This is a genomic window from Micromonospora sp. NPDC049645, assembly GCF_040675155.1.
Lineage (GTDB): Bacteria > Actinomycetota > Actinomycetes > Mycobacteriales > Micromonosporaceae > Micromonospora.
In genome coordinates this window covers 94734-110043 of the sequence record NZ_JBFAOI010000001.1, presented here as the reverse complement: position 1 = coordinate 110043, position 15310 = coordinate 94734, and the positions used below count along the sequence as shown (strand labels likewise).

The 15310-nt window shown below is 72.9% G+C and carries 15 protein-coding genes and 1 pseudogene; 6 read left to right on the top strand and 10 right to left on the bottom strand.

The annotated features are described in order from the left end of the window. Positions 1 to 84 precede the first annotated feature (84 nt). On the bottom strand, positions 85 to 534 hold the full coding sequence (locus tag AB0J33_RS00560) for a hypothetical protein (protein WP_363610146.1): 450 nt from the start codon (positions 532 to 534) through the stop codon (positions 85 to 87). A 464-nt stretch (positions 535 to 998) separates the two neighbouring features. Further along, positions 999 to 1508 (bottom strand): hypothetical protein, encoded by a 510-nt coding sequence (locus AB0J33_RS00555; RefSeq protein ID WP_363610144.1) that lies wholly within the window; start codon positions 1506 to 1508, stop codon positions 999 to 1001. 447 nt (positions 1509 to 1955) lie between these two features. Here AB0J33_RS00555 and AB0J33_RS00550 point away from each other — a divergent pair, with 447 nt between their 5' ends. Beyond that, positions 1956 to 2960: an EamA family transporter gene (locus AB0J33_RS00550; RefSeq protein WP_363608400.1), complete on the top strand. Its 1005-nt coding sequence runs from the start codon at positions 1956 to 1958 to the stop codon at positions 2958 to 2960. Positions 2961 to 2970: 10 nt separating this feature from the next. Next, the gene (locus AB0J33_RS00545; protein ID WP_363608398.1) at positions 2971 to 3654 is read left to right on the top strand and encodes a prepilin peptidase; all 684 of its coding nucleotides are present in this window, start codon (positions 2971 to 2973) and stop codon (positions 3652 to 3654) included. 214 nt (positions 3655 to 3868) lie between these two features. On the opposite strand, the gene AB0J33_RS00540 is transcribed toward AB0J33_RS00545, so the two are convergent. The 5 genes from AB0J33_RS00540 to AB0J33_RS00520 form a co-directional block, all read right to left on the bottom strand. Further along, positions 3869 to 7048 carry a UvrD-helicase domain-containing protein gene (locus tag AB0J33_RS00540; protein ID WP_363608396.1) on the bottom strand — a complete coding sequence of 1060 codons (3180 nt, stop codon included), beginning with the start codon at positions 7046 to 7048 and terminating at the stop codon, positions 3869 to 3871. A gap of 61 nt (positions 7049 to 7109) precedes the next feature. Continuing rightward, positions 7110 to 8351, bottom strand: a complete 1242-nt coding sequence (locus AB0J33_RS00535; protein ID WP_363608394.1) for a metallophosphoesterase — start codon at positions 8349 to 8351, stop codon at positions 7110 to 7112. Positions 8352 to 8366: 15 nt separating this feature from the next. Next, the gene (locus tag AB0J33_RS00530) at positions 8367 to 8621 is read right to left on the bottom strand and encodes a MoaD/ThiS family protein (protein WP_363608392.1); all 255 of its coding nucleotides are present in this window, start codon (positions 8619 to 8621) and stop codon (positions 8367 to 8369) included. Positions 8622 to 8623: 2 nt separating this feature from the next. Continuing rightward, positions 8624 to 9637: a GTP 3',8-cyclase MoaA gene (gene moaA / locus AB0J33_RS00525; RefSeq protein WP_363608390.1), complete on the bottom strand. Its 1014-nt coding sequence runs from the start codon at positions 9635 to 9637 to the stop codon at positions 8624 to 8626. Then, a complete protein-coding gene (locus AB0J33_RS00520; protein ID WP_363608388.1) occupies positions 9634 to 10548 on the bottom strand; it encodes a fructosamine kinase family protein in 915 nt (304 codons plus the stop codon). Before AB0J33_RS00520 ends, moaA begins: the two co-directional genes overlap by 4 nt. A gap of 173 nt (positions 10549 to 10721) precedes the next feature. Here AB0J33_RS00520 and AB0J33_RS00515 point away from each other — a divergent pair, with 173 nt between their 5' ends. Beyond that, entirely contained in the window at positions 10722 to 11768 is a 1047-nt protein-coding gene (locus AB0J33_RS00515) for a DUF4192 domain-containing protein (RefSeq protein ID WP_363608386.1), read from the top strand. A gap of 105 nt (positions 11769 to 11873) precedes the next feature. Here AB0J33_RS00515 and AB0J33_RS00510 read toward each other — a convergent pair whose 3' ends face one another. Continuing rightward, on the bottom strand, positions 11874 to 12497 hold the full coding sequence (locus tag AB0J33_RS00510) for a helix-turn-helix domain-containing protein (protein ID WP_363608384.1): 624 nt from the start codon (positions 12495 to 12497) through the stop codon (positions 11874 to 11876). Positions 12498 to 12546: 49 nt separating this feature from the next. Here AB0J33_RS00510 and AB0J33_RS00505 point away from each other — a divergent pair, with 49 nt between their 5' ends. Next, positions 12547 to 13497, top strand: coding sequence for an NADP-dependent oxidoreductase (locus tag AB0J33_RS00505; RefSeq protein WP_363608382.1), 951 nt, complete (start codon positions 12547 to 12549; stop codon positions 13495 to 13497). Positions 13498 to 13531: 34 nt separating this feature from the next. On the opposite strand, the gene AB0J33_RS00500 is transcribed toward AB0J33_RS00505, so the two are convergent. Continuing rightward, positions 13532 to 13735: a DUF397 domain-containing protein gene (locus AB0J33_RS00500; RefSeq protein ID WP_363608380.1), complete on the bottom strand. Its 204-nt coding sequence runs from the start codon at positions 13733 to 13735 to the stop codon at positions 13532 to 13534. Further along, positions 13723 to 14471 (bottom strand): annotated as a pseudogene (locus AB0J33_RS00495) (Scr1 family TA system antitoxin-like transcriptional regulator). Before AB0J33_RS00495 ends, AB0J33_RS00500 begins: the two are co-directional and overlap by 13 nt. Positions 14472 to 14669: 198 nt before the next feature. On the opposite strand from AB0J33_RS00495, the gene AB0J33_RS00490 reads away from it, so the two are divergent. Both AB0J33_RS00490 and AB0J33_RS00485 read left to right on the top strand, forming a co-directional pair. Beyond that, entirely contained in the window at positions 14670 to 15005 is a 336-nt protein-coding gene (locus tag AB0J33_RS00490) for a hypothetical protein (RefSeq protein ID WP_363608378.1), read from the top strand. Next, complete coding sequence (locus AB0J33_RS00485; RefSeq protein ID WP_363608376.1) at positions 15002 to 15247, top strand: flavin reductase; 246 nt, start codon at positions 15002 to 15004, stop codon at positions 15245 to 15247. Before AB0J33_RS00490 ends, AB0J33_RS00485 begins: the two co-directional genes overlap by 4 nt. The last annotated feature ends 63 nt before the right edge of the window (positions 15248 to 15310 follow it).

Sequence of the window (15310 nt, the reverse complement as noted above, 5' to 3'; positions counted from 1 at the left end):
ACCCTCGACAACAAACTAGGGCTGTCTAGCGTCCACGCTAGACAGCCCTAGTTTTGGCAATCGGCTAATACCCCGCCCGATCGGCTACCGCTTCTTCAGACAGAGCACGTAGTCGAACAGGTCGATCGAGTTGTCGTGCACGTAGTTCGCGGTCGCCTGCGGCGCGAGCGTCTCGCACCGGTCTCCGTCTGTGGTCGCCGGAATCCGCAGCAGCACCTGGTAGGTGTTCGGGCCACACGGCACCTTGCGCAGCTCCGCGTCGTCCTCGCTGCCGTCGTTCACCACGCAGTCACCCCTCGCGAACTCCTCGTCCGGGGTCGGTGCGGCCGACGTCGGCGCGTCGCTCGGCAGGGCGGGAGGAAGGGCCGGCGCACTCGTCGACGGGGTGGGCGTGGCGTCCCTGCCGGCGTCGGCGACCCGCCAGACCGCCCAACCGGCCAGGCCGAGGCACGGACAGAGCACGAGCAGCACCACCAGCACGATGATGAGGGCGACCTTGCCGCCGGTCTTCTTCACCGGGGCGGCGGGCGGCATCCCGTAGCCGCCGGGAGGCTGCTGACCCCACGGCCCTCCTGGCTGGCCCGGCATGGGTCCGGCGGGTGGGAATGGCCCTCCTGGTTGCCCCGGCGTCGGCCCGGCGGGCGGGAATGGCCCCGCTGGCTGACCCGGCGTGGGCCCGGCGGGCGGGAATGGCCCGGGTGGCGGGTAATCCGGGCCAGACGTGGGCGGCGGTGCCCACATCGGCGCGGTCGGCGGCTCCGGGTTGGTGGGCGGCGGCGCCCACATGGGTGCCGTCGGCGGCTCGGCGCCGGTCGGCGGCGGACCCCACTGCTGCCGGGTCGGGTCCTCGGCCGTCGGCGGAGGGCTCCACTGGGGCACGGTGGGATCGACCGGCGGCGAGCTGTCGGGCCCGGTGGGCGGGCGCTGGTACGGGTCGTCCGGCTGATCGGATCCCGTAGGTCCGTAGGTCGTCATGTCATCCCCGGGGGTGGGTGGTCTCAGCGTTGCTTGAGGCAGAGGACGAAGTCGAGAGTGTCCAGCTCACTGTCGAAGAAATACCAGTTGGTGTAACCCTCGACCTTGCCGCACTTGGCCTCGGCGTCCCGCTCGCCGCTGGTCGGACCGTCGATCCGACTCAGCACCTCGTACGATTTCGCGGCGCAGCCGCTGATCACCAGCTTGGGCTTACCGCCGGCCGCGCCCTCGTTGCGGACGCACTGGCCGACCTTGGCGAAGCGTGGATCAGCCGACGACTCCGGGGCGGCGGCGCTCGGCGCGGGCTGCACCGCGTCCGCGCTGGGGTCAGCGGCGGCGGCAGAGTTGCTCGGCGCGGCTACCGGCGCCGGGTCGTCCGGCCCACGGCGCAACCAGAACACGCCGGCCACGGCCACCACCAGCAGGACGACGGCCAGGATCGCGATCAGCGGGCCCCGACCACGCCGGCCCGGTGCCGGATCGCCGCCGTACGGGTCGTCGGGCTGGTACGGCTGCCCGCCGTACGTCGGGATCGTCGAGGTCGGCTGGTACGCGCCACCGTAGGGCGGGCCGGGCTCGTGTCCGTAGGGAGTCTGCGTTCCTCCGCCGTACGGCGCGCCGGGCGCTCCGCCGTAGGGCGTTCCCGAGCCGCCTCCATAGGACGCGCCGGGCGCTCCGCCGTACGGCGTTCCCGTGCCGCCTCCATAGGGCGCGCCGGGCGCTCCGCCGTACGGGCTGGGCTGTTCCTGCGCGGTGGGCGGGTACGGCGGGACCGCTGGCGGGTAGGGCTCGGGGGCCGGCGGATAGGGTTGCTGCACCGGGCGTCCGGGCGGCTCGTCGGGTCGCTGCCCACGCCACGGCCCCGGGTGTCCGCCCCCCGGCTGTCCGTAGTTCGTCATGCCGCCCTCCTGCACGAGTGGTGAGAGGCCGGCCACCAAAGCGGGACGCCGACTCCGAGGTCACCGTAGCGTGGTCCACTGATGAGCTCACCTTCACCGAGCGCCACGGCCCTCGCCGGGCGTCCCGCCAGCACCACGCCGACCCTAATCTGGACCGCGTTGATCGTGGTCTACCTGCTCTGGGGGTCCACCTACCTGGCCATCCGGATCGCCGTGGAGACGCTGCCTCCGCTGCTGTCGGCCGCTCTCCGGTTCGCCGTGGCCGGGCTGGTCCTGGCGGTGGTGCTGCGGTTGCGTCGAGGTCCCGGCGCACTGCGGGTGGACCGACGGCAACTCGGCTCGGCCGCGCTGGTCGGGGTGCTCCTGCTCGCCGGCGGCAACGGACTGGTGGTGCTCGCCGAATCCGGGCCGTCCGGGGTGGCGGTGCCGTCCGGGATCGCCGCGCTGCTGGTGGCCACGGTGCCGCTGCTGGTGGTGCTGTTGCGCTCGGGCACCGGGGACCGCCCGCCGCTCTGGACGTTCGTCGGGGTCACCCTGGGCTTCGTCGGCCTCATCCTGCTGGTGCTGCCCGGCGGTGGTTCGGCCGCGGTGCCGCTGCTCGGGGCGTTGACCGTCGTGGCGGCCGCGGTTTCCTGGTCGGTCGGGTCGTTCCTGTCCGGACGGATCAGGATGCCCGCCGACCCCTTCGTTGCCACGGTGTACGAGATGGCGGCCGGTGCCCTGGTGCTGGCGGTCATCGCCGCCGGTCGGGGCGAGTTGGCCGACTTCCATCCGGCGGCGGTCAGCACCCGGTCCTGGCTGGCGCTGGGCTATCTCATGGTGGCCGGCTCGCTGGTGGCCTTCACCGCGTACGTCTGGCTGCTGCACACCGCGCCCATCTCGCTGGTGTCGACGTACGCCTACGTCAACCCGGCGGTCGCGGTGGCGCTCGGTGCGCTGCTGGTGGCCGAGCCGATCACCCCGCAGGTGCTGCTCGGCGGTGCCGTCATCGTCGCCGGTGTCGCCCTGGTGGTGAGCACCGAACGGCCCCGTCGGCCGGGCACGGAATCGCGATCGGGGGCCACGCTGGTGAGCGACCGCCAGTAACGTCCGGCGGATGTCGACCGCCGCGCTGGTGTCGCTCGCCCTGCTCGGCGCGCTGGTGGGCTTCGTCGTACCCCGGTTGGCCCGGCGTTTCACCGCCACACCGGTCGGGCCGCGACGTCGGCGCGACGGCAACCTCGGCACGGAGGCGTTGCGGAGGGATCGGCGCGACCCCCGGGCGTTGCTCGGCCCGCTGCTGGCGGCGGGCGTGTTCGCCGGGCTCGCGGTCACTCAGGCCGACGACCCGGCGCTGCCGGTCTTCCTCGTGGTCGCGGCGGTGGGGCTGGTGCTGGCTCGGGTCGATCTCGTCTGCCTGCGGCTGCCCGACCCGCTGGTCCTCGGTGCCGGGCTGCTGGCTCTCGGGGGTCTGACCGCTGCGGCGCTGCTGTCCGGCACTCCCGGGCGGCTGGCCGGCGCGCTGGGTGGTGCGACGGTCGCCGGGGCGGCGCACGTGCTGCTGGCCCTGCTGCCGGGCTCACGACTGGGCTTCGGGGACGTGAAACTCGCCGCCGTCCTCGGCCTGCCGCTCGGGTGGCTGGGCCGGGACGCCCTGCTTGCCGGCCTGCTGCTGCCGCACGTGCTGCACGGCGGCCTGGTGCTCGGTCTGCTCGCCGCCCGGCGGGTGCGCCGCGACACCCTGCTGCCCCTCGGCCCGGCCCTGCTGACCGGTGCCTGGCTCGCCGCCCTCCTCACCTGAAAACCCACCCGCGCTCTCCCTCTCCCACCCCGCGCTCTCTCCCTCCCACCCCGCGCTCTCCCTCCATCCGCACGCCGATCTTGCAGTTTCTGCGGCGACATACGGCGCATCTCCGCGCAACTCGACAACACAAAGTGCAAGATCGCGGGGCGGGCCGGGGCGGGGCGGGGCGGGCAGGCCACGCCGGGCAGGCGGGGCGGGGCGGGGCGGGGTGTTAGATCAGGCGGAGTTGGCGGTCTTTGGGGCGGCGGGGTTCGGTCTCGCCGAAGCGTTCGAACAGGGCGGCGTCGATGGCGCCGAGGAACGGCGACGGGACGCACTCCCGCTCTGCGCCGTGGCGGATCCGGCGAGCGGCGTGGCTGACGTACAGCCGGTCCTGGGCCCGGGTGAGGCCGACGAAGAAGAGCCGGCGCTCCTCGGCGACCGCGTCCTCGTCGGGCGTCGCGCCCGGCCAGCGCAGCGGCAGCAACCCGTCCTCGACGCCGACCAGGAAGACCACCGGAAACTCCAGGCCCTTCGCGGCGTGCAGGGTGAGCAGCGTGACCGCCTCGGCGCGCGGGTCGAGCGCGTCCACCTCCGCGCCGGTGGCCAACTGGGACAGGAAGCTCTCCAGGTCGTTGCCGCAGCGTCGGGCCAGCGGGGTCAGCAGGTCCACGGCCGAGCGGACGTCCTCGGGACGGACCGTGCTGCCCGCGCCGTCCAGGGTGGGCACGGCGAATCGCTCCGCGACCACCTGACCGGCGAGCCGGACCCGGGCGGCCAGCGACCCGTCCAGACCGTCGGCGTGCCGCAGCTCGCGGGCGATGGCCGTCACCCCGGGGCGGTCGCGCAACCGGTCGTGGGACCGCTTCTGGACCGGGATGTTGGCCCGGGTCAGCGCGTCCACGATCGGGGCGGCCTGCGCGTCGGTGCGGTACAGCACGGCGATGTCGGAGAACGACAGCGAGGTGGAGCGGCCGTCGATGCGGCCCGAGTCCAGCGAGCGGTGCGACAGACCGCCGACCAGGTCGTCGACGGTACGCACCACGAAGTCGGCCTCCTCGGCCACCGACGCCGCCGGGTAGCGCCCGACCAGTGGGGCCTCCGGGTCGAGTCGCGCCGGGTCCAGTCGTCGCCCCCGGACCAGCGAGGACGGTGCGATGGCCTGCACGGCGGCGGCCAGGATCGGGGCCGACGAGCGGTAGTTGCGGTTGAGTCGGACCAGTCGGGCGTCGGTGAAGTCCTCGGAGAAGCGCAGGAAGTAGCCGACGTCGGCACCCCGGAACGAGTAGATCGCCTGGTCCGGGTCGCCGATCGCGCAGAGGTTGCCGTCGGCGGGGCTGAGCAGCCGCAGCAGCTCGTACTGCACCTCGTCGACGTCCTGGTACTCGTCCACGAAGATCCACCGCCAGCGGTCCCGGTACCGCTCGACCAGGTGCCGGTCGGCCCGCAGCAGTTCCACCGGCAGGCTCACCAACTCGTCCAGGTCGACCAGGTCCTGCTTGCGCAGCAGCGTCGTGTAGGCGGCCCGGTCGTCGCCGGCCTCCGATCGGGCCGCCGCCCGCTCGGCGTCGTCGGCGATCCGGAAGTCGGTGGGCAGGCCCGCCGCGTCGGCGTTCTCCCGCAGGATGGTCAACCCCAGCGCGTGGAACGTGCCCACGGTGACGTCCTCGGCGACCGGGCCGAGCAGGCTGTCGAGGCGGTGCCGCAGCTCCTCGGCGGCCCGGCGGGTGAACGTGATGGCGAGGCATCGCTCGGGAAAGACGTTCAGCTCCGCGCAGAGGTACGCGATCCGGTGGGTGAGCGTCCTGGTCTTGCCGGTGCCGGGACCGGCCACGATGAGCAGCGGGCCGCCGGGTGCGGAGGCGGCCACCCGCTGCATCGCGTCCAGTCGGTCCAGCAGACCGGTGCCGACCTCCTCCATTCCGGAGAGCATCGGCTCGAACGGCTCGTGCGGAGACGGCGGCGGTGCGATCGGAGGCGCGGGCGCCGGGACCGGCTTACGCTTCGGCTCCGCCTTTGCCGCCGCCGGGCGCTTGGCCGTGGCCCGGGGCGCCGGCTCCGAGGGTCGCCGCTGCGCCGGCACCGGTACGTCGAACAGCGTCTCCTGCGCGCCCAACTCGGTCGGGTCGAAGAGCGTGATCACGCCGTACTCGCCGTCGTAACCGGGGACCCGGCGGACGTCGCCGCGCCGTAGTCGCCCGATGCCCTCGGCGAGCAGTTCGCCACCGGCCTGCGCGATGTCGCCCAGTGGCGTCGTGGTCAGGATCTCCAGCTCGGGACCGAGTGCGGCCAGCAGCTCGTTGAACCGCCCCTCGACCTTCTTCGACCGGGCGCCCACCTTGTTGATCTCGCCGAGGATCTCGGCCAGCGGCACCAGGTGCGTGACGTTCCGGGCGTGTGCCGGCCGGTGCCCCTCCGGGCGGTCGGCCAGCTCCTCGATCCGACTGAGGACACCCACGGTGAGCGGCTTGCCGCACTCGGGGCAGCGCCCCTCGGCCGCCCGGGTGCGCTCCGGAGACCATTTGACCCCGCACAACCGATGCCCGTCCGCGTGGTACTTGCCCTCCTCGGGGAAGAACTCGATGGTGCCGGCCAGGCCGTCACCGGTCCGCAGCGCCTCCCGAACGGCGAAGTAGTCCCGTTCGGCGGTCAGTACGGTCGCCTCCCGGCCGAGAGCCGGCGGCGAGTGGGCGTCCGAGTTGGACACCAGCTGGTAGCCGTCCAGGCTGCCGACCCGCCAGTTCATCGCCGGATCGGAGGAGAGCCCGGTCTCCACCGCGAAGATGTGCTCGGCCAGGTCGGCGTAGCAGTCCGCGATCGCGTCGAAGCCGGACTTCGAGCCCAGCGCGGAGAACCAGGGCGTCCAGATGTGCGCCGGCACCAGGTAGCCGTCGGGGCTGGCCTCAAGGGTGATCTCCAGCAGGTCGCGGGAGTCCAGTCCGAGGATCGGCCGACCGTCGGAGCCGAGGTTGCCGATCCGGCCCAGCGCGGTGTTGAACCGGGCCACCGCGTCCAGATCCGGCAGGTAGATCAGGTGGTGCACCTTGCGGGTCCGGTCGTCCCGCTTGTAGATGGTGGAAATCTCGACGCTCAACATGAACCGGACCGGGTCCGCCTCTGCCGCCCCGGCGAGCCGGGGCGGCAGCCGGCGGGCGATGTCCCGTTCCGCCTCCGGGTCGAGCCGGTAGAGCCCCGGCTCGGCCGGGCGCAGCGTCTCCCGCAGGTGGTCGTACCAGCCGGGGTGGGTGAAGTCGCCGGTGCCGAGCAGGCCGATGCCCTTACGCCGGGCCCACCACGCGAGGTTCGGCAGCGTGAGGTCGCGGCTGCACGCGCGCGAGTATTTCGAGTGGATGTGCAGGTCCGCGACGAATGGCGGGAGGCCACCGGGGGGTACGGCGCTGAACGGGGGCACGCCGCATCCTGTCACGCCCGCCGCGCCGGCCGCCTGCCGCCACGCGCGGACGTGACGTCCGCTATGCCGAGCGCAGCTCGACCAGACTGATCTGCGGCTCCGCGCCGACCCGGACCGGTGGCCCCCAGAAACCGGCGCCGTTGGTCACGTAGACCTTGGTGCCGTCGACCTCGCCGAGCCCGCTGACCACCGGCTGCTCCAGCTTGACGGCAAGGTTGAACGGCACCATCTGGCCGCCGTGGGTGTGCCCGGACAGTTGCAGGTCGACGCCGTACCGGGCCGCCTCCTTCGCCGCCAGCGGCTGGTGCGCGAGCAGGACCACCGGACGGCTCGGGTCGCGGTCACCGAGGGCTGCGGCGAAGTCCGGCCCGGCGGCGAGGCCGGTGCCCGCCGCGGTGAGGTCGTTCACGCCGGCCAGGTCGAGCACGCCGCCCCGGGCCTGAATCTCCTGCCGGTGGTTCTGCAGCACCCGCAGGCCGAGGCGGTCGACCTCCTGGACCCACTCCTCCACCCCGGAGTAGTACTCGTGGTTGCCGGTGACGAAGAAGCTGCCGTAGCGGGAACGTAGGTCGCGCAGCGGCTCGGCGGCGGAACCCAGCTCGGCGACGGAGCCGTCGACCAGGTCACCGACGACCGCGACGAGGTCGGCGTCGAGCCGGTTGATCGCGGCGACGATTCGCTCGGTGTGCGCCCGGCCGCGCAGCGGGCCGAGGTGGATGTCGGAGACGGTGGCGATGCGCAGGCCGTCCATGCTGCGGGGGAGTTTGGCGAGCGGGATGCGCACCCGGTCGAGCTGGGGCGGGCCGAGGGCGGTGCGCACGCCGTACCCCACGATGCCGGTGGCGGTGAGGCCGGCGAAGATGGCGGCCCCGCGGGCCAGCAGCAGCCGGCGGGCCGGGTCGTGGTCCGGTGCGGCGACGGCGCCGGCGGCCGGCGGCTCGGTCGGCCCGGCGGCGCCGACCAGCACCGGCTCGGGCGCGGCGGTGGTCGGCTCCGCGGCGATCACCCGGCGGCGCAGCACCAGGCGGGCGACCAGCATCGGGACTTCCAGCACGACCAGCACGACCAGCAGGTAGAACATCAACGCGAGCCACAGGTAGCCCGGCCAGGCGAGCCAGTAGAGACCGGCCTGCGTGCCGGCGAGGGTGACCGGCACGAGAAGTGCCAACACCAGAGCGGCGATGCCACCGACGCGTCGCCAGCGGCCCGGCGCGGTGGTGTCGCGAACGAGCCGCTTCCACAGGTAGAGGTGGATGAGACCGGTGGCCAGCGCCAGGACAGCCACGAACCCCAGAACCGCCATGTGTGTGCGCCTCCCTCAGCCGCCCGCGAACGGGGGCAGGACATCAATCGTGGCCCCGGCCGGCAGGGGTGCCTGACGATCATGACAGGTGACGCCGTCCACCAGGAAACTCGCCACCCGCAGCACCGCGGCGAGTCGGTCGCCGTGGCGCTGGGTCAGCTCGGCCGTCAGGTCGTCGAGTGACCGCCCTGCTGGCAGGGCCTCCTCGGTGCGGCCGGCGGCGGCGCGGGCGCCCGCGAAGTAGCGGACGGTCAGCGGTGTCGACGTCATGCTCAGCCGCCGATCGCGGACATCGGACGGGTCGGCTGGAGGAAGGTGGGGTCGTCGATGCCGTGCCCGGCGCGCTTGCCCCACATCGCGGTGCGCCAGCGTCGGGCCAACTCGTCGTCGTCCGCGCCGGTGCGCAGCGCGGCGCGCAGATCCGACTCCTCGGTGGCGAAGAGGCAGGCGCGGACCTGACCGTCGGCGGTCAGCCGGGTGCGGTCGCAGTCTCCGCAGAAGGGGCGGGTGACGCTGGCGATCACACCGACCCGGGCGGGGCCTCCGTCGACCAGCCAGGTCTCCGCCGGTGCCGCCCCTCGCTCGGTCGGGTCGGGACTGAGGTCGAAGGTGGTACGCAGCGACGCCAGGATCTCTTCGGCGGTGACCATCGTGTCCCGCGCCCAACCGTGCTGGGCGTCCAACGGCATCTGCTCGATGATCCGCAGTTGGTAGTCGTGGTCGAGGGCGAATCGGAGCAGCGCCGGCGCCTCGTCCTCGTTGACACCGCGCATCAGCACCGAGTTGATCTTCACGGGGTCGAGCCCGGCGGCTGCCGCTCCGGCGAGCCCGGCAAGCACCGCGTCCAGGCGGGGTCGGCGGGTGAGCGCGGTGAACCGGGCCGGGTCCAGGGTGTCCAGTGAGACGTTCACCCGATCGAGGCCGGCCGTGCGCAGCGCCGGGGCCAGCCGGTCCAGGCCGATGCCGTTGGTGGTCAGCGAGACCCGGGGGCGGGGGTCGAGGGCGGCGACCGCCGTCACGATGTCGACCAGCCCGGGTCGGATCAGCGGCTCACCACCGGTGAACCGCACCTCGGTCACACCGAGCCGCTCGACGGCCACCCGGACCAGCCGGATGATCTCCTGGTCGGTCAGCAACTCGGGGCCGGCCAGCCAGGGCAGCCCTTCCGCCGGCATGCAGTAGGTGCAGCGCAGGTTGCACTTGTCGGTGAGGGACACGCGCAGGTCCCGGGCGACGCGGCCATACCGGTCGACGAGGACGCCGTCGGTCCCCGGGGCGGCGCTCACCTGTCGACCGTAGCGCGCTCGGCCCGGCCCAGGGCGGCACGGGCGGACTGGACGACCGCGTCTCGGTAGCTGCCGCCGAAGAGCGCGGTGTGCACGAGCAAAAGATGCAGCTGGTGCAGGGGCACCCGCTCGCGCCAGCCGTCCGGAAGCGGCCAACTCTCCTGGTAGGCGGCCAGCACCCGATCGAGGTGGGGGATGCCACCGAAGAGGGTGAGCTGGGCGAGATCGGTCTCCCGGTGCCCGCCGTGCGCGGCCGGGTCGACGAGCCAGGCCCGGTCGTCGGCCCCCCACAGCACGTTGCCCGGCCACAGGTCGCCGTGGATGCGCGCGGGCGGCTCGTCGCCGCCGAGCCCGTCGAGCTGGCCGATCACCCGCTCGACCAGGGTGGCGTCGGCGCCGCTCAGCGCGCCACGGTCGACCGAACGTCGCAGGTGGGGGGCGAGGCGACGCTCGGCGAACCACGTCGACCAGGGCCCGTCGCTGGGGGTGTTGTCCTGCGGAAGCGACCCGATGAAACCGGGCCAGCTCGCGCCGAAGGCGGTCGCGCCCGCCCGGTGCAGCCCGGCCAACTCCCGGCCGAAGCGGTCCGCGGCCTCCGGCGTCGGCTCGCCGGGCTCCACCCAGTCGAGCGCCAGCAGCTCCGGCAATTCCACGATCACCTCGGGTACGCCGATCGCGCCGGCCTCCCGCAGCCAGCGCAGGCCGGCTGCCTCGGCGGCGAAGAAGCCCTCCGGCACCGGTCGGTCGGCCCCCTCCGGCCAGGACTTGGCGAAGACGGAGTGGCCGTCGTCGAGGGTGAGTCGGGCGGCGGCGCAGATGTTGCCACCGGCGACCGGCGTCTCCCGGAGCCGCTGATGGGTCCGGAAGGTCGGCAGGTGTGCCGGGTGCGCGCGCAGGTACGCCAGGTCCATCAGCGCACGGTAACCGCTCCTTACGACAGCCAGGTGTCGCCCGAGGACATCGTCGCTCTTTTCGCACCCGTGGGTACGCCGTGAGCAGGAATAACACGCTCAGTGACTGTGGATAAGCCGCGTGTCGTCCACAGGGGCGGCGAGGCCGGGTACCCCCGCCGCAGGCTTTCGACATGACCTCGACCGAACGCCCCCAGCTCGCCGTCCGCTCACCCGCCGACCTGATCGCCGCCGTGCCGTACCTGCTCGGCTTCCATCCCACTGACAGCGTGGTCGCCGTGGCGCTGCACGGTCGACAGATCATCTTCGCCGCCCGCGCGGACCTGCCCGAGCCGTCGACCGATCCGGGCGGGCTGGCCGGGCACCTGGCCGGTGTGATCCGCCGGCAGGGCGCGGAGGCCGCCACCGTGGTGGGGTACGGGCAACCGGATCGGGTCACCCCGGCCGTGGACGCGGTACGTAACGCGCTGAACGTCACCGGGCTGCACGTGCTCGACGCGTTGCGGGTGACCGACGGCCGCTGGTGGTCCTATCTCTGCACCGAGCCCGACTGCTGCCCGCCCGAGGGCCGCCGCTACGACCCGAGCGCCAACGCGGTGACCGCCTCGGCGGTCTCCGCCGGCCAGGTCGCGCTCCCCGACCGGGCGGCCCTGGTGGCGCAGGTGGCACCGGTGCACGGCCCGGCCCGCGACGCGGCACGCGCGGCCACCCTCCGCGCCGAGCGGAGACTCGCCGAGCTGCTGGAACAGGCGCCCGACAGTGACCTGCTCGGCGGTCGGGCGCTGCGCTCCGCCGGGGTGGCGGCGGTCCGCGAGGCCCAGCGTCGACAGCGGCGTGGTGAACGGCTGGACGACGACGAGGTGGCCTGGTTGAGCCTGCTGATGACCCACCTGCCGGTCCGCGATCACGCCTGGGAGCGCACCGACGGTCGGGACCGGGACATCGCCCTCTGGACCGACGTGCTGCGCCGGGCCGAGCCGGAGGTGGCCGCCGCTCCGGGTGCGCTGCTGGCGTTCGCCGCCTGGCGCGCGGGGCAGGGCGCGTTGGCGGCTGTCGCGATCGAACGCACGCTCACCCTGCACCCTGACTACTCGCTCGCCGTGCTGCTTGACGACCTGCTCCGGCGCGGTGTGCCCCCATCCGAGCTGGACGGCTGGCCGTCGGTCGGCATGCCCGGGGTCATCCGGCCGCGTAAACGGGGTCGACGTGGCCGCCGCTGACCGGCCCGATCACCCGGCAACTGGAGCATCCTCGACCTGGCCGGACGCCGACACCGTCGCCGCCCCGGCTGGTCAGGGCGTCGACAGCGGCAGGCGTACGGCTGGTCAGGGCGTCGACAGCGGCAGGCGTACGGCTGGTGGCAGTGGCGCCCGCGCCGGACTTGTCTGGAATGACTGGATCATGAACGCCGCGAAGCGACGTGCGGCTGCCAGACGTCTGGCGGTCGACTCGGCTCGGATGCCTTCGTTGGCCATCAGCGCCAGGACCAGGTCCTCCAGCACGAAGTCGTCGCGAAGTTCCCCTGTCGCTCGGGCGCGGTCGACGAGTTCGGCAAGCATGCGCAGCGTTCTGGTGCGATCGGCGGTGAAGCCGGCTTCCCGGGGCAGCTGACTGATGAAGGCGCGGGCGAAGCCGCGATCGTGGGCATGCGTCTCCATCAGCCTCTCCACCACGACGCGAAAGCCCAGCCAGGCATCGGGCTCGGCGAGGCCCTCCTCGACGATCGCCGAACACAGGGTCATCTGTTCGGCGAACGCCTCGGCGAGCAGCGCGTCCTTGGTGGGGAAGTGCCGGTAGACCGTGGCGGCGCCCACCTGGGCCCGCCGGGCGATCTCGCGGATCGGCACGTCGAGGCCGTCGGTCGCGAACGCCAGGCGAGCGACGGCGAGGATGCGTTCCCGGTTGTCGCGGGCATCCGAACGCAGACCTTGTCTCACTTCCGCCGTCACCGGTCTCACTTTAGCTAACCGGACGGGGTGATCCGTTACGGTTCCGGCCATGAGAGCTGTCGTATTTGCCGAGTTTGGGCCGCCCAGCGTTGTGCACGTCAGCGAGGTCGTGACCCCGCACGCCGGGCCGGGTGAGGTCCGCATCGCCGTCCGGGCGTCCGGGGTTTCGACGGGGGAGGTGCTCATTCGCTCCGGCAAGCTGGCCGACCTGGTGCCGGTGACGTTCCCGCACCGGACCGGCTTCGACGCGGCCGGAGTGGTCGACGAGGTCGGTGCCGGCGTCACCGGCGTAACCGTCGGCGATCAGGTGTTCGGCATGGCCTCGCCGGCCACGCGTGGCGCCAACGCCGACCAGGTGGTGCTGAGCGCGTGGGCCGGTAAGCCCGACGCCTGGAGTTGGGAGGAGGCGGGCGGTGCCGCCGGCAGTGTCGAGACGGCCACCCGCGTTCTCGATCGGCTCGGGGTCGCGGCGGGGCACACCGTGCTGGTGCATGGCGCGGCCGGCGCGGTCGGCAGCGTCGCCGTTCAGCTCGCAGCCGCCCGAGGCGCCGTCGTCATCGGCACGGCAAGTGAAGGCAACCACGACTTTCTGCGTTCGCTCGGCACGGTGCCGACGACGTACGGCCCCGGTTTGCCGGACCGGATCCGCGGGCTGGCGACCGGCGGGGTGGACGCGGTGTTCGACTGCGCCGGAGGCGCACTTCCCGACCTGATCGCCATCGCCGGGGACGCGGCACGCGTGGTGACGATCGCCGACTTCGCGGCCGCCGCCCACGGCGTCCACCTGTCGCACGGCGCACTTACGGATCGGACTGGCAGGGCGGTGGGTTCCGGTGCCGACCCGCTCGCGGTACACGGCCTCGACATCGCGGTGCACCTCGCCCAATCCGGTCGGCTGCGCATCCCCGTCGCCGCCACGTTTCCGCTGACCGAGGCCGCCGCCGCACACGAGTTGAGCGAGGCACGCCACGCACCCGGAAGGATCGTCCTGGTCAACTGACGTCGGTGCCCCGTCGCCGAGATCGCCGGCTGCGTCAGCCGACGGGGCCGATCGTCCTTGCCAGCCCGAGGAAGCTCGCCCAGGCGGCCGGCCCGAACGTCAGCGTGCCGCCATCCCGGTCCTTCGTGTCGCGCACGAGCACGACCCCGGGCAGGTTGTCGGCCACCTCGACGCAGTTGCCACCGTTTGAACTGCTGCGGGTGCTTTTGCGCCAACGGGCGCCGGTCAGGTTATCCATGCTCGCGCTCTCATCAGGTCGATGGTCAGGTCTCGCGGTAGCGCTAACGACCTCACGCTATCCCAGACCGCCCAGAGCGGAGCAACGTCATTACTGAGGCGTCCGGCGGCCTGGTCGTCGAGGTAGCCGACGTCGCCGCCATCCGGTGTGCTGGCGATGACGAACGGCCCGGCCTGGCCGGGGTGGAACCCGGCCGTCAGGGCAGGACGTGGATCATCACCGCCGGCCGCTCGGCGAGCGTCATCAGGTGGTCGAGCTGCTCGGTCATGATGTCGGGTCTTCCCCGGCGCAGCGCGGCCTCGTCGATGACGAAGACGCTCAACGGCGGCCGAGGCCGATCGAACACGGCGGCCTGCCGGCGGAGGCGGGTCTCCACGTGTGCCTCCAGGTCGTCGTCGGCCCAGAGCCCGCTGCTCAGCACGGCTCGCGCGTACGCCTCGGTCTGTAGGAGACCGGGAACGACTGCCGACTCGTAGTACCGGAGCCCGACCGCTTCGCGCTCGATGTCCGTCCACGGCCGGAACCACGCCGGCTCGCGCCGCTTGTACAGGTCGGGCCAGAGGTCCTCCTCGTCGCGGCCCAGCACCTCGGCGACCTTCGACCGGTGACGAGTCTGCGGAATCCGTCCCGGGTTCGCCCACTTGGCCGCCGTCTTGGGATCCACCCCGATCTGGGCGGCGAGCCGGTCGGCGGTCAGGCCGGATTTCGACATGGCCTCAGCGACTGCGCGATTCATCCGTGTCTCCTCTAGTACGTCCGGGACGTCCACAGGAGATATTCCTACGCAGTGTATTCGGATAACAACCCTTGGCAGTGTGCCTCTGAGACGGCGCGGCCGGCAGGGACCACCCGAGACCCGGCGGTCGCGTTCGTGCCGGGGCCGCCTCGCGGGCGAGCACTCAGGGGCGGCCCCTCCCAACGAGCAGGGGGAGCGATGCCGAACAAGCGCACGAACCAGCCCGCAGCACGCCGGGGTGGCGGCCACGCCAGCGGTGGCGCGACGACCGGGACCATGACGGCCGGCGACCTCGTTCGCCTGTCCCGCGCGGCGAGCCCACAGTTCGTCACGCCCATCACGGTCCGGGTCATCCGCGAGCTGACCGACCGGCACACCTACCACGGCTGGACCTGGATCGAGGCGTACGAGCTGGGACCGGACGGCACCGCACGGGCCAAGCGGGAGCTGTTCGTGCTGCGCGAAGGGGTCGACCGGTTGGCCTGCGCTCCGACCAACCAGCCGTCCCGGCACGAGGCGCGGGCCGGCCGATGACCGATCACGCGGACCACCCCCTGCTCAAGCCGGCCTGGCGCTGCCGTACGTGCGGGATCGCCTGGCCCTGCTCGACCGCGAAACTGCGCCTGCTCGGTCGGTACCGCGGTCGACCCGACGAGTTGATCGCGCACCTGAAGGCGCTGCAAGCCGAAGCGACCGAACACCTGACCGAGCTGTACGGCGGCAGGACGCCGGACGGCCTGACCGAACGCTTCACCGGCTGGGTCGACCCTCGATAGTCCGTCGAAGGATGTACGCGTTGCTCCTGTCCACGGCCGAGGCGGCAGCGCCAGCACCGCCGG

What these genes read in the sequence shown, in the direction of transcription:
- AB0J33_RS00560 (WP_363610146.1), bottom strand. Translation starts at nt 534, where the DNA reads ATGCCGCCCGCCGCCCCGGTGAAGAAGACCGGCGGCAAGGTCGCCCTC.
- AB0J33_RS00550 (WP_363608400.1), top strand. Translation starts at nt 1,956, where the DNA reads ATGAGCTCACCTTCACCGAGCGCCACGGCCCTCGCCGGGCGTCCCGCC.
- AB0J33_RS00545 (WP_363608398.1), top strand. Translation starts at nt 2,971, where the DNA reads ATGTCGACCGCCGCGCTGGTGTCGCTCGCCCTGCTCGGCGCGCTGGTG.
- AB0J33_RS00535 (WP_363608394.1), bottom strand. Translation starts at nt 8,351, where the DNA reads ATGGCGGTTCTGGGGTTCGTGGCTGTCCTGGCGCTGGCCACCGGTCTC.
- AB0J33_RS00530 (WP_363608392.1), bottom strand. Translation starts at nt 8,621, where the DNA reads ATGACGTCGACACCGCTGACCGTCCGCTACTTCGCGGGCGCCCGCGCC.
- AB0J33_RS00520 (WP_363608388.1), bottom strand. Translation starts at nt 10,548, where the DNA reads ATGGACCTGGCGTACCTGCGCGCGCACCCGGCACACCTGCCGACCTTC.
- AB0J33_RS00515 (WP_363608386.1), top strand. Translation starts at nt 10,722, where the DNA reads ATGACCTCGACCGAACGCCCCCAGCTCGCCGTCCGCTCACCCGCCGAC.
- AB0J33_RS00505 (WP_363608382.1), top strand. Translation starts at nt 12,547, where the DNA reads ATGAGAGCTGTCGTATTTGCCGAGTTTGGGCCGCCCAGCGTTGTGCAC.
- AB0J33_RS00500 (WP_363608380.1), bottom strand. Translation starts at nt 13,735, where the DNA reads ATGGATAACCTGACCGGCGCCCGTTGGCGCAAAAGCACCCGCAGCAGT.
- AB0J33_RS00490 (WP_363608378.1), top strand. Translation starts at nt 14,670, where the DNA reads ATGCCGAACAAGCGCACGAACCAGCCCGCAGCACGCCGGGGTGGCGGC.
- AB0J33_RS00485 (WP_363608376.1), top strand. Translation starts at nt 15,002, where the DNA reads ATGACCGATCACGCGGACCACCCCCTGCTCAAGCCGGCCTGGCGCTGC.